5 protein-coding genes are annotated in these 13,830 nt (G+C 59.1%); 3 read left to right on the forward strand and 2 right to left on the reverse strand.

Annotated features, from left to right (window positions below):
* Positions 1-15: 15 nt before the first annotated feature.
* Together AC07OG_RS14165 and AC07OG_RS14170 are read right to left on the reverse strand one after the other, a co-directional pair.
* Complete coding sequence (locus AC07OG_RS14165) at positions 16-5,064, reverse strand: NEL-type E3 ubiquitin ligase domain-containing protein (protein ID WP_495067311.1); 5,049 nt, start codon at positions 5,062-5,064, stop codon at positions 16-18.
* A gap of 150 nt (positions 5,065-5,214) precedes the next feature.
* Positions 5,215-8,325, reverse strand: a complete 3,111-nt coding sequence (locus AC07OG_RS14170) for a transglycosylase domain-containing protein (protein ID WP_495067312.1) — start codon at positions 8,323-8,325, stop codon at positions 5,215-5,217.
* Positions 8,326-9,219: 894 nt separating this feature from the next.
* Between AC07OG_RS14170 and AC07OG_RS14175 the strand changes: the two genes are divergently transcribed.
* From AC07OG_RS14175 to AC07OG_RS14185, 3 genes are all read left to right on the forward strand, one after another.
* Positions 9,220-10,635, forward strand: a complete 1,416-nt coding sequence (locus AC07OG_RS14175) for an amino acid permease (RefSeq protein ID WP_060543173.1) — start codon at positions 9,220-9,222, stop codon at positions 10,633-10,635.
* Between the two features lie 381 nt (positions 10,636-11,016).
* Positions 11,017-11,700, forward strand: coding sequence for an HpcH/HpaI aldolase family protein (locus tag AC07OG_RS14180; RefSeq protein ID WP_495067330.1), 684 nt, complete (start codon positions 11,017-11,019; stop codon positions 11,698-11,700).
* A gap of 21 nt (positions 11,701-11,721) precedes the next feature.
* Positions 11,722-13,815 carry a TonB-dependent receptor family protein gene (locus tag AC07OG_RS14185; RefSeq protein WP_495067313.1) on the forward strand — a complete coding sequence of 698 codons (2,094 nt, stop codon included), beginning with the start codon at positions 11,722-11,724 and terminating at the stop codon, positions 13,813-13,815.
* Positions 13,816-13,830: the final 15 nt, after the last annotated feature.

Raw genomic sequence — 13,830 nt, forward strand, 5'->3', positions numbered from 1 at the left:
CGGGGTCGCGGGTGGTTACGCCCCGACTCTTGCCAGCGCTTGACGGGTCAAGGTTCTGCTCAGGGCCTTCTCTTCATCCGCCATTTCGAGGGTCAGCGTTGCATAAGTCTCATCGGTCATCGGGTTACCGGTGAGGACCGTATCTTCGGGCACCGGCCATTGACCGGCGAGCTTGATCAAATTGGCCTTCAGCGGTGCTTGCTCCGCTTCGGGCAAGTTGCGCGCGTCTGCCCATGCCTGCTGTGCTTCACGCAGATCTTCGAGCAGGCCCACTTTCAGTTGGAACGCCTTGGTATTTTGATTGAGCTGGTGCGCAAAGGTCTCCTTCAGGTAATCGGTCCAGAACGGCTGGTCCAGCATCAAGTTCACCAGGCCATCAGCCCGTTCGTCTTTGATGATTTTGTCGTAGGCCTGGTCAATCATCTCATCGCTGACCCCGGCGATTTCCCGGTAACGCATCTTGTAGGATTGCCAAGGCAGATCCAGACGCGGGGCAAGCCCGGTTTCATAGGCCAGGTGCACTTCCACTTCATCAGGGTCGCCGCCGCGCGACTTGATATCCTCTCGCGCGATTTCGCTCACCTCGCCCAGGCGGGCAGCACCTTTTGCCACCTTGACCAGGGCAGTCTGCAGTTCTTCGGCCGAAGTCGAGTATGAGTACGCCTCCGAGACAAGTACCTTGATCCCCATGTTGTTGAACAGCTGGGCACCGGCATCCGCGCAATTGGTGGGGAACAGGGCCATCTCGAACATCTCGTCGCGCACTGTGTCGTCGAGGTAAGCGGCGTCGACCATGCGCCAGACCCTGTCGGTAAGCTGCTGGCGCGGCTCACCGTCTGCCAGATAGTCCGCCGAGGCCACAAGGCCCTCGATGACCGAGAAGAACCCGCTGGAGTTTTCCTCGCCGGCCAGATCGTGCCAGGCTTCTACCCGGTAGGCACCAAGACCTGCATGACCTGTTGCATGGTCTATATCTTTGGGGACTTTCCACTTGGTCAACTCAGCTTCGATTCGAGCGGAGGTGTAGAAGTCCGGATTGATGCCTACCGACTTTCGATAATCTCGAAAAGTGGCGCGTAGCTCGTCAGAGATGTTTTCGGTAAAGATGCGGGTTCGAGCGATGATGAACGCTTGCTCCGAACCCGGCTGCACCGTTGGAATCCGGGTTATGGGGTTATCCAGCATGTCCAGGAAAAAGCTCCTGGGCCGCCGCAAACTGAAGAGGCCCTCAGGCCAGCCGGTACTGCCCGTATTGTTCAGGCTCAGCACTTTCAATCGTGGCATGCGTGCGACATTCACCGAGGCTCCCAGCGGGTTTGCGTCCAGGCGCAAGGTTTCCAGGCGGGTCAGGTTGGCGAGGCGCTCGACGTCAGCGGCAGCAAGTCGAATTTTGTTGCCGGTAAGGCGCAGGGTTTCGAGCAAAGGCATCCTGCCGATGCCTTGCGGTAGCTGGGTCAATTTGCACTGTCGGGCGCTCAAATGGCGCACGTTCGGGAAGTCCTTCAGCAGTCCGCTGGATTCTGCGCCAAACGTGGCGTCATCCAGATTCAGCGTGGTGATCTGTTCGAAATATGGGCGCAAATTTGGCAGTTTTTTCCACCACAATTCGAGATCTTTCGAGAACCCCGGGTCTGTCGAGAGATCCAGTGTGTAGCCGCCCTCTGGATGCAAACTGCGCCTGCCAAAAGCTGTGCTTTTGCGTTCGAAGCATTTTATCAGTTGGTTCTTGATGTGCTCGCCACCCTCGCGGCTGAACTTCTGGCGACGGGATGGAGAGTCTGTGTGGGGCGACTGCCAGATCTCTAGCTGCTCGCGCAGATCATTCAGTTCCGTTTTCAAACGTTTGAGGGACTCGATTGCATCGCCCCTGGCGTTGAGTGACTGGACGAAGGCCTGAACCTCCCTATCGTTGAAATCGGGATAGAGATCCCTCACGCGTTCCTGCAATGTGACGCTTTTCTTTGACAGCGAGGGGCCGCGTAACAGCAGGAGGTCCTCGCGCTTGGCAAGCGGCGACGGTTGTCTTTGATCAAGCAGCGTGCGTCGTTCGCTGGCGGTTTCGGTTTTCACCATGACCCATTGCTTGAACAGGTTGGCTTCGCCGGTGTTGTAGCCCAACGCCCGTTGTTTTTCCTCGGGCAACGCCTGCAAAAGGGCTTGAAACAGGTCGGTGGCCTCGTGCAGTTTCGTGCCGGTGCTGTCGTGTACCTCGTAGCGGTTGTCCTTGTTCCTGACCAGAATGCGCACCGTTGCGGCATCCTCTGCCCCGGCGCTGTTGCGCAGCGTGCCGTCGAAGCTGTCGTCACGGATTTCAATGCGCAGTTCGCTCAGCGAGTCGCTGTGCACTCGCAAGGCACCGAGCGTCAGGCGTTCAGTATCGGCGTTGATCAGTGAGTCACGGTAAAAGCCCTCAGAGCCGCGGGCGGTCCGGGTTTCCAGTTGCAGTTCATAGGCCCTGCGCTTGAGGCGCAAAGGCAGGCGCCCTTGGTCGGTGATGATCTGCAATTCGCCCTGGGAAGCCTGGGCCAGCAAATTTTTGATGCCTTGTTGAGGAATGTCGGGATATTTGTCCCTGACCAGCTGCGTCATTTTTTCTGTGGCGTGTTCGCGGCTGGCGTAATCCTCGTTGAACAATTTCGTTCGATCGCTTTGCGCCACACTGGCGATCCGTTTGCGCAGTGCGCCGGTTCGCACCTCGAGGGAGGCCGGGAGTGAGTCGGCCGGAAGGTCGAGAATGATCGACGTGCCATTTTCATCGAGGGTTGCCATGACGGTTTTCAGCAGTTCGCCGTTGAGTAACTGCCGTTCCTGAAGCTGAACGACCAGCCGCTTGCCTGTGCCAGCTTTGGTGCCGGTGTACTCCCAGATGGTTTTGGACTCGCGGTCGATGATGCGCATCGAGGCTTTTTCGGGCCACATGCCATGGGCGGTGAGGACCTGCATTTGGGTGACGGAATCGGCCTTGCCATAAACAACCGGGTCGTCACTGTTCATTTGATCGATGAACGTTTGAATGTCCTGATCGATATCCAGGCGGGCGATCGTATCGGTCAGCAAGACGGGCGGATGCTGGTTTTCGACGTACATTGCACGCAACTCGCCAGGGTCCGTTGCGCTGATCTGGCGGGCGGTTTCGAGCTGCGCGTCGCTCAGACTCTCCACGGACGGGCCGATCCGGCGCAGCAAGGTGGCGTTGTCCCAGGTGCGCGGCTGTTCGGTTTCGAGCACATAAGCCCCTGCACCGTTCAGGTCAACGCGGGGCTGGTAAGCATCACCGCGTTTGGGATGCCGCAGGTACTGTTTGCCGGTTACGGAATCTTTCCCGACCTCGTATTGCTTGTCCGCCACCTGCAGAATCTGTTTGCCTTCGTGAGTGTACAGGCCGTTGGCATCAGGTTTTGCAGGCACCGGCAGATCGCTGTTCAGTCGCTCATAGGGCGCGAGGTCGGGGTTCCACAGGCGTGTCGTGCCCGTACCTGATGTAACGGGGAGCATACCGTCGACGAACGCAGACGCTTTTGCCACCAGGACTTGGCCGATAAAGGCGCCGGCACCGATGGCAGCCATCTGGGCCGCCTCGTTCAATACGCCGATCAGGTGTTCGGTGGCCTCCACCCAGTGCCCCTCGGCCAGATCGACCACCCCGTCGATGACTTCGGTGCTCACTTGATAAGCCGTGTAGGCCAGCATGAGTTCGCCGATGACCGGCACCAACGGTGTGACGACCATCAGCGCGGCGTTGAACAGATCCGACACGATCTTCAGAAAGTTGTCCCACCACGCTTTGCGCGCCTCGCTGTCGGCATCGGCGGTGGACACGGCAATGTCACGGGCGTCCCTGAGCACTTTGTCGATTTTGCGTAGATAAAGTTGCTCGGCGAGGTCGCCGGTGCGTGAAATCCGCCGGTATTGCAGGTCGGGTTGTTTGACCGGCGTTTCACGCCAGGTCGGGCGTTGGTCCAGCGGATCCTTTTTATGCCAGGTCAGGGTGTTGAGGTGCTCTTCGACTTTCGCGAAGAAATGCCCACGCAGGTTATGGTCGACGAACTGACTGAAAAACTGGCGGTAGCTCATCTGTGAAGAGGCAGACACCCTGTTTTCACGCAGCTGAGTGCTCAGTTCAGTGACGAAGTGAGCTGATGATTTGTATTCCTTCAACGGGTGATCGGGGTCATTGGGGACGTACACGATGATCGGGTAGAGGTCGGGAAGCAGCCTGTCGGCCGTGCCGAAAACCACGATGCCGGTCAGCGTCGTTTCCAACAAGGCCAGGGCGCCATGCCCGATGACCTTGCCGTTGCGCACCGTTTTTTCTGTTCCCGCCAGCATTTGTGTGACGACCCGGTGCGCATCCTGGTTGATGTCGCCCTTGATCAGCGCGAGGGCGGCAGCGGCGGTCAGCGCGGCCTTTTCGCAGGCGATAAGTGCTGCTTTGAGCGGTTCCCGAACAATGATGAGGGGTGACTTCAATTTGTCTTGCAGATGCTTACTGTATTGGCTACCGATATCCAGTTCCCGGCACAAATCCTGGAACTGCTGGATGCTCATCTTGTTTTTGATCGATTTGATCTCGAACTGCCCGTTGGCGTCAGGCTCAGTGATGAACGCGCAATCGTCTTCGAAGGTTTCACCGGCGGCGAAGTTATGCAGCGCGGCATCGAGCAGTGAAACGGTTCGGGTGGTGACGCCGCCGGATGTATCGATGACCCACCAGTCGCTGTTCCTCGCGATGTACAAGCGCAGGAAGGTGGTTCGCACGTCATCCTCGACGCCATATTTTTCCAGGAGCCTGGCCTGCAGAAGGGGGGCGGCAAATGCGTAGACGTCCTGCACGCTCGTGAAAAACTGATCCACGATGCTTTGCGTGATCCAGGCCTGTTTGTTGGCTTCTCGCAATTGGGCGTCGCGGGTGTGCCATTTTTCGAATTTCAGTTTGAGTCGGGTCAGGACTTCGGTTCTGTGCGGCGGCGCCGTCTGGAAGCAGTCGCTGATCCGGGTTTTGATGAGGTCGTAGTGTTTGCCTTTATCCAGATCAGTGGGTTGGGCGGGAAGTAATGCAGACATCGTGATCATCCTTGAGTCTCGATAAGAATGATCAGCCTATCTCCTCAGGCGCGGAATAAAAGCTTGAATTCCAGCGCTTTAATGGCCGCTTGTGCGGCCAAAGGATTGAAAAACAGCATCAGAAAAATACGTATATACCGCCACGGATGCTCATTGGCGCGCCACCTGGGTCGGCTGGCATCCGGTGTGGCTGTTCGGCTGCAGGTACGGCGTCAGAATCGGCGCCATGCCCTTGAGCACTTGCACCGGCAGCGCTGAGGTAAAGGTGAAGCTTTCGGCCGAGCGCCCCGGAACAAAGGCGGTCAGCGTGCCGAAATGGTTGTCGCCGATGTAGAACACAAACGTGGCCGTACGGTTGAGCGATTTGGAACTGAGGATTCGTCCGCCGGAACCGATGGCTTCGATGCGGTTGTCGCCGGTGCCGGTCTTGCCGCCCATGGCCAAAGGCGTGCCGTCGGGCAGTTTGAAACTGCCGGCCACGCGCTTGGCCGTACCGGCATCCACCACCTGCGAAAGAGCATCGCGCATGGCCTTCGCCACTTCGGACGGCATCACGCGTTTGCCGACCTGCGGGTCGTTGATCATTTTGGTTTCGTACGGTGTGTCGGCGGCGAAATGCAGGCTGTCGATACGCAGGGTCGGCATGCGTATGCCGTCGTTGAGGATGGTCCCGATCAGTTCGGCCAAGGCGGCAGGGCGGTCGCCGGAGCTGCCGATGGCGGTGGCCAGCGAGGGCACCAGGTGGTCGAACGGATAGCCGACATTTTGCCAGCGCTGATGGATGTCGAGGAATGCTTCGATCTCCAGCATGGTGCGGATGCGGCTGTCGCGGGCGCCTTTGTGCCGGCTTTTGAACAGCCAGCTGTAAACTTCCTGGCGTTCAAACTGGCTGGCCTTGACGATTTCGCTCCACTCAGCCTCTGGGTGGTGCAGCAGATAACCCATCAGCCACAGATCCAGGGGGTGAACCTTGGCGATGAAGCCCTGATCCGGCAGATCGTAAGCGCCGGGGCTGTAGGATTGATAGAGCCGTTGAAGGCGCTCATCGGTGAGTTTTTCGGTGAGCTTGGCACCCTTGAGGTGCGAGCGTACGAAGCCGTTGAAACTTTCCTGGGTGGCCTGTGGCAACAGGTAGCGATGCACCGCGGCCAGGCGGATCGGGGTCGGACGCATGGCGTCGAGGAAGGTGTCGAGCCGCGCCTGGGTATCCTTGTTTTTGTACTTTTTCCAGAACTTCAGCAGAAACGAAGTGCCTTCGCGGTCAGCGAACGAGGCCAGGTATTCCTGGCGCCTGGGGTCGTGATCGTCCTTGAGTAGTTCGGCGCTGTTGTTGGGGCCCGAATAGGTGGTGTAGCGCACCAGGTCGCGCATCAGGCGAATGAACGGCAGGTTGATCGATTCACGCAGGGCGTCGCGCAGGGTGGGAATGCGGGCGTTGTCTTCCTTGCGAAAGTTATTGAACGTGTGCAGGCCGCCACCGGTGAAGAACGCTTCGCCGGGGCTGGCAGAGTACTTGCGGTCCAGGGCCGCGCCGAGCAGGGTCGGCAGGCTGCGGTCCTTGTTCTCGATCATGTAGTCGACGACCCAGCGACTCAGGCGGTCCTGAACCGGCACCTCGACCTTCTTCAAATCAGCAATGGCCATTCCTGAATATTTGTCGTGCAGTTCGGCGATGATTTGCAGGTAGGTGGTCATCACGCGCATTTTTGCGGTGGAGCCCAGTTCCAGTTTGCTGCCTTCGTTGATGTCGAACGGTTGGTCGGTGCTGTCGGTCTGCACCCGTACGCGCGAGCCGTCCGGGGTCAGTTCGAACAGGGTGAAGCTGTAGCGCACCTGGGTGGTGGTGGTTGGTGTGAGCAAGCGTTCGCCCATCAAGCCGATCTGCGTGGCAAAGGCCGGGTCGGCAAGGTGTTTGAGGTATTCGGTGGTCTGGGTTTGCAATTCACCCTGCAGGGTGCTGGTGGCGGAGAGATCGAGACGGTCGAGGTCGTATAACGGTCGGTTGAGCATGCCGGCCAGGCGACTTCGCGCAACGCTGATGCCCTTGTTGGTCTCGATCGGTTGAATGGTCGGCTGGGTCGCCCAGTCGCGGTAAACCACCTTGCTGGCCAGGGCAGCGGCGGCGAACTGCGCATCAATCACGCCATTCTGCGCCAGCAGGCGAATGTGACTGTTGGTGAGGTCGGCCAGTTCATCGTGGCCCTTGGTCAGGTAATGGGAAGGGCGGCGCTGGGCGATCATCAATGACAGCATCTCGCGCAGGGCCAGGCCTTTGTCCGCCATGGTTTTCGGATCGGTCGCGGTACTGGCCAGCGCCTCGTTGGCCTGGTTGAAATCGGAGCCGTACCACACGCGCAAACCTTCGGCCATGCCGTGCACTTCACCGTGCCCCGGTACCGCCGACAATGGCACGCTGTTGAGGTAATCGCGCACGACGTTCTGCCGCGCTTCGAGGGTTTGCGGCCCGGCCTGATAGGCGCGCACGGTGGCGGAGATCATCTGGCGGATTTTCTCCGCGCCGCTGACCGTCAAGCCATCGGGCGAGTGCCGGTATTTTTCCAGCTGGGTGGCCAGGGTGCTGCCACCGGCAGACTGGCCGGGCACGTGCAGCAACTTGGCGACCTGGGACCAGGCGGCCATGCCGAAGCGTGGCCAGTCCACGGCAGGGTTGGCCTGCGGCTGTTTGGGGTCGAGCAGGAAGCGGTTCTCGATAAACAGCAGGCTGTTGACCACTACCGGAGGGATGGCGGTAAAGCTCGAATAGAGTTGTTGCGGATACTTGTACTGGTACAGCGGTGCCGCGCGGCAATCGGTGATCGACAACCCGGCCTGGATTTTCTCGGCATAGGGCACGAACAGGCCTTTGCCGCTGTAACTCATCAGGGACGGGGAAAAACGCGTTTGCGCTTCAACGACGAAATCGCGCTTGATCAGGCGTGGCAGGAATTCATCCAGTGAGCTGTAGCCCAGGCGCCGGTCGAACGGACCGTCTCCGGGGTAGCGAATGGAGTCGCTGGGGCCCGGTTGCATTTCATAACTCAGGGATGCGGCATATTTGCTGACTTCCTGGGCCTGGAACTTCGAAGTGCGCATCTCCCTGGCAGCCGCCAGCCCCACGGCAATCGCGATGATCAATAACAACAGCCAGAACGCCCCCCACCCGTGCCGGGAGCGACGGGGTTTTTCAGGTAATGGCGCTTCATCCACTCGTTCAGTCGGAACCACGGTTTTACTCGAATCGGTTTGCCACAAAGCGCCCATAGTCGACTGATCCATTCACGCAGATTGATCGGACTTGTTTGTAGCTTAGACGGTGGTTGGCGATGGGGAAAAAATTGTGAGCAGTAAAATAATGCACGGACCAGCATGGATTTGCGACCAAAAAGCTGTCTGATGATGAGGAGGGTACGCCTGGCGAGACGGGTTTTGTGGCAGTTGCTTGTGTGGCCAAGGGGCTTTTGTGGACAGAGGGCTTTTGTGGGCAGGGGGCTTTTGTGGACAAGGGGGCTTTTGTGGACAGGGGGCTTTTGTGGACAAGGGGGCTTTTGTGGACAGGGAGCTTTTGTGGACAAGGGGGCTTTTGTGGACAGGGAGCTTTTGTGGCGAGGGGGCTTGCCCCCGCTGGGCTGCGCAGCAGCCCTCAATAATCACCCTGTAATGTCAGATAAACCGCATCCGCCGCTTTCAGGGCTGCTACGCAGCCCAACGGGGGCAAGCCCCCTCGCCACAGGCAAGCCCCCTCGTCACAAAAGTCCTCTGGTCACACAAGCCTGTCGCCAGAGTGGAAGGCAGGTGGAAGCCTGAAAGCATTGAGCTAGAGCGTTCCAAGAGTAACCATGGTCTTTCTCAGGCGCATGACGATGCACCAATGCTGTGCAATACTCCGCGCCGTTTCAATCGCGAATAATCCTACATTAGTCAGGTAAATTACCTCCGTAATACCATCATTTCCCGGGACTTATGGCTAAATGTTGTTGTTTATAGAGTGAAAAACCCTGCTTTAAGCTTTTTATACTGCACGTCCCCTGATCGGGCAGGTTTTACCTGCTCGACGGTCCCGCCCACAACGCAGGCCCGGTGTCGCAGAAGCAATGGCTATCGTTCAGCGCTTCTTCACTCGGTGGTCAAATCAATAACAAAATGAGGTAGAACCCTATGGCAGTCGGCAATCACCTGCCCCATGACGGTACCGCTCAGGGCGGTCCGCTCAAACGCGAACTCGGTGAACGGCATATTCGCCTGATGGCCCTTGGCGCCTGTATCGGCGTCGGCCTGTTTCTCGGTTCGGCCAAAGCCATTGAAATGGCGGGTCCCGCCATCATGCTGTCCTACATCATCGGTGGTCTGGCGATCCTGGTGATCATGCGTGCCCTCGGTGAGATGGCCGTGCACAACCCGGTCGCCGGCTCGTTCAGCCGTTACGCCCAAGACTACCTTGGCCCGCTGGCAGGCTTTCTCACTGGCTGGAACTACTGGTTCCTGTGGGTGGTGACCTGTGTCGCGGAAATTACCGCCGTGGCGGTGTACATGGGCATCTGGTTCCCCGATGTACCGCGCTGGATCTGGGCGCTCGCGGCGCTGGTGAGCATGGGCTCGATCAACCTGATCGCGGTGAAGGCTTTCGGTGAGTTCGAGTTCTGGTTCGCCCTGATCAAGATCGTCACCATCGTGGCGATGGTGCTTGGCGGCATCGGCATTATCGCTTTCGGTTTCGGCAACGACGGCGTGGCACTGGGCATTTCCAACCTGTGGGCCCATGGCGGCTTCATGCCCAACGGCGTGCAAGGCGTGTTGATGTCGCTGCAGATGGTCATGTTCGCCTACCTGGGCGTGGAAATGATCGGCCTGACCGCCGGTGAAGCGAAGAACCCGCAGAAGACCATTCCCGACGCGATCGGCTCGGTGTTCTGGCGAATTCTGCTGTTCTACGTCGGCGCGCTGTTCGTGATCCTGTCGATCTACCCGTGGAATGAAATCGGCACCCAAGGCAGCCCGTTCGTGATGACCTTCGAGCGTCTGGGCATCAAGACCGCTGCCGGTATCATCAACTTCGTGGTGATTACTGCTGCGCTGTCCTCCTGCAACGGCGGCATTTTCAGCACCGGGCGCATGCTCTACAGCCTGGCGCAGAACGGCCAGGCCCCGGCCGGTTTCGCCAAGACTTCGAGCAACGGCGTGCCGCGTCGTGCGTTGCTGCTGTCGATGGGTGTATTGCTGCTAGGGGTGCTGCTCAATTACCTGGCACCGGAAAGAGTCTTCGTCTGGGTCACCGCCATTGCCACGTTTGGCGCGATCTGGACCTGGGTGATGATCCTGCTGTCCCAGCTCAAGTTCCGCAAAGGCTTGAGCGCCAGCGAGCGTGCCGGCCTGAAGTACAAGATGTGGCTGTATCCGGTCAGCTCGTACGTGGCATTGGCGTTTCTGGTGCTGGTAGTCGGCCTGATGGCCTACTTCCCGGATACCCGCGTGGCGCTGTATGTCGGCCCGGCATTCCTGGTGCTGCTGACCGTGCTGTTCTACGTGTTCAAGTTGCAGCCGCGCAACGTTGCACAGGCTGCTGTAAGTTCGTAATAGGTCGTTTCATGGACGTTCTGCGCCACGCTTCGTGGCGCAGAACGGCATGGAGTTCATAACCAGACCACCACACTCCACAGCTTCCGCTCGGGAGCTCACGCACCTTTTCCCTGCATAAAAAAATATATCCCGGCCCATGATTGGCGATGCCCAGGCGGGCATGGACTTGCGTCGATTTTCGCCCCGCAGATGTGGCGATTCGACATCGCATGAAATTGATTTTAATTGTAAAACTGATTTACTTACTAATGTAAATGATTACTATTGGCAACAATTCGACCTAAAGGACTTGTGTCAGTGTTGCGAATTTCTCCAGTCTTTTCCCGGCTGCAAGAAGGGAAAACCGTCTTCGGCCTGCTCAACTCCGTCCCTTCTCCAATGCTCTGCGAAATGATTGCATTCGCGGGCTACGATTTCGTGATTCTTGATGTGGAGCACTTGCTGCGCTCCGAAGAAGACCTCATGCACTGTGTCCGCGCTTGTGAAGCCGCGGGTATTTCGCCCTGGCTGCGCATCCCGCAAGTGGACGAGAAACTGATCGGGCGGGCTCTGGACGCCGGTATCGAGGCGATTGTGCTGTCACGCACCGAAAGTGCTGCGCAAGTTCAGCGCGCCATCGAAGCGGCGCGTTTTCCACCCCTGGGTAAACGCGGCATAACCGGCGGACGCATTACCGGATTCGGTCGCCTGCCGTTACCCGAATACATCGAATTGGCCAATCGCCAGACGCCGATCATTCCCATGATCGAAAGTCGCGCCGGCGTCGACGCGCTGCGCGAGATCCTGCAACTGCCAGGGGTGGGCATGATCATGGAAGGCGCACTGGATCTGTCGCTCGATCTGGGTCTGGGACCAGACCCGCTCCATCCTCAGGTCTGGCAAATGCTGCAAGACATGGCCGATGCCTGCCAGGGCGCCGCCATTCCATTTTGCGCAAATCCGCGCACGGCTGAACAGAACGCGCTGTGGCGTGCTCGCGGTATCAAAAGCTTTCTCGCAGGTGAAGACCGGGGGGTGCTGCACAAGGCATTGAAAGCCCACCTGCATTCTTTCCAACAGTAAAGATGAGCCAACGAAGTTCTGATGAAAAAAACAAAATCGCTTCACTTATCACTCAGCCTGATCAGCCTGGGTATTTGCCATGGTGCCATGGCTGCCGATCAATCCATCGAGCCTGCCGGTAGCCTGGATCTGGCACCTACGGTTATTTCCGGTGACGTTCTTGGCTCGGCCAGCGATCAGGAGGTGCGTACCTACGCCGGCAGCCGCAGCGTGGTCGACTCCAGCGAACTGAGCAAGGCGAGCGTGCGCGGCGTGGACGACGCGCTGCAACGGGTACCGGGCATCAAGATCTTTGACGAAACCGGCACCGGCGCCTTGCCTCAGATTTCGGTACGCGGGCTGTACGAGAGTCGCAGCGGCCGGATCCAGGCGTTGTCCGATGGCATTCCCCTGGCACTGGCGCCCTACGGCCAGACGGGGCTGTCGCTGTTTCCAGTGACCATGGCCATGGTCGATCGTATTGACGTCGTGCGTGGGGGCGCAGCGGTGCAATACGGTCCGAACAACGTCGGCGGGGTGATCAACTTCATCAGCAAGCCGATTCCGCGAGAGTGGGAAACCACGCTGCAGGAGAAGCTGACCTTCAACGCCGGCGGGCGCCAGTTGTGGGACACCTACCTGGGCACTGGTGGCTACCTGACCGACAACTTCGGCCTGCAGCTGGACGTCAACACCCTGGGAGGCGAGTACGGTCGCGAGCACTCCGACACGGATGTGCAGAACTACCGTCTGCGTGGCCAGTGGAACATCGACGACGATCGCGACCTGAGTTTCGGTATCCAGCGCTACAAGGCCGACATGGAACTGGCCGGCGCGCTCAGCGTGGAGGATTACAAGGATGATCCACGGCAATCGACGCGTCCCCTGGACAGATTCGAAGGCGACACCAATCGCGTCTGGGGTACGTATACCCAGCGCCTGGGCGGCATGGGGCCGTTTGACTCGGTGGAAGTCAGCTGGACCAACTTCGCCCACGACAGCTACCGTAACTTCGTGGTCGGCCTGCCGTTCACCCCGGACGGCACGGCGGTGACCAAGCAGGACGGCCCACGCGACTTTAAAGTCTGGGGTACGGAGCCGCGCATCAGTGGCACCATCGACGGCGACACGGTCGGCCAGACCTGGTTGCTGGGCGCTCGTTATGTGAAGGAAGACATCGACTACAAGGTCAATCGCCAGAGCCTCGCTACCGGCGTGACGGCGCCGTTCCGCGACTGGACGTTCGACGATGACGCCCGTGCGTTCTACCTCAGCAACGCCATCGGCCTGCTTGATCGTCGCCTGACCATCACCCCGGGTGTGCGCTACGAAAACGCGCGCATGGACTACAGCGACGGCATCACCGGTTTCTCCCGCGAGAACAAATCCGAGGAATGGCTGCCAGGCCTGACGGTCGGTTATCAAGCGAGCGACGCCTGGTTTGTCTACGCCAATGCCCAGAAGTCCCTGCGTCCGCCGCAAGTCACGCAGATCGTCAAGGAAGGCGATGTCGGTGCCGAACTGGCGTGGAACTACGAGACCGGCGTGCGCTATACCCCGTGGGACGGCTTTCGCGCCGACTTCGGTGTGTACCGCATCGATTTCGACGACCAGATCGCCTACAACTCCACGACCGACCGTTTCCAGAACCTGGGCAGCACCCGTCACCAGGGTATCGAGACCGAAGTTTTCTGGACACCGGATGCCATGCGTGACCTGGACCTGCATGCCAGCTATGCCTACCTCGATGCCAAGCAACGCAACGGCCAGTTCAAGGACAACGAAGTACCGTTCGCTTCGCGCAATCAGTTCACGGTTGACGGTCGCTACCGTTTCGCCGAGCACTGGACCTACAGCCTCGACGGCCTGTACGTCAGCAGTGCCTACACCGATGCCGCCAACTCAGGCGATGAAGACGCCACAGCCAGCGTCGGCAAGCTGCCGGCCTACTGGCTCTGGAACACTGCTATCGAGCGTGAGTTCAAGCTGGCCGACAAGAGCCTGCTGACCGCGTCGGCAGGCATCAGCAACCTGTTCAACCGCGAGTACTACTACCGCGGTATCGACACCAGTCCCTGGGGTCGTCAACCCGCGCCGCAGCGCTCGCTGACTCTCGGCGTCAACTACCGCTTCTAAACCGCGCAGCCGCGC

It is taken from the genome of Pseudomonas sp. GW821-FHT09H03, from assembly GCF_059415945.1.

Coding starts and splice junctions, on each gene's coding strand:
- AC07OG_RS14170 (WP_495067312.1), bottom strand. CDS start 8,325: ATGGGCGCTTTGTGGCAAACCGATTCGAGTAAAACCGTGGTTCCGACT.
- AC07OG_RS14175 (WP_060543173.1), top strand. CDS start 9,220: ATGGCAGTCGGCAATCACCTGCCCCATGACGGTACCGCTCAGGGCGGT.
- AC07OG_RS14185 (WP_495067313.1), top strand. CDS start 11,722: ATGAAAAAAACAAAATCGCTTCACTTATCACTCAGCCTGATCAGCCTG.
- AC07OG_RS14165 (WP_495067311.1), bottom strand. CDS start 5,064: ATGTCTGCATTACTTCCCGCCCAACCCACTGATCTGGATAAAGGCAAA.
- AC07OG_RS14180 (WP_495067330.1), top strand. CDS start 11,017: ATGCTCTGCGAAATGATTGCATTCGCGGGCTACGATTTCGTGATTCTT.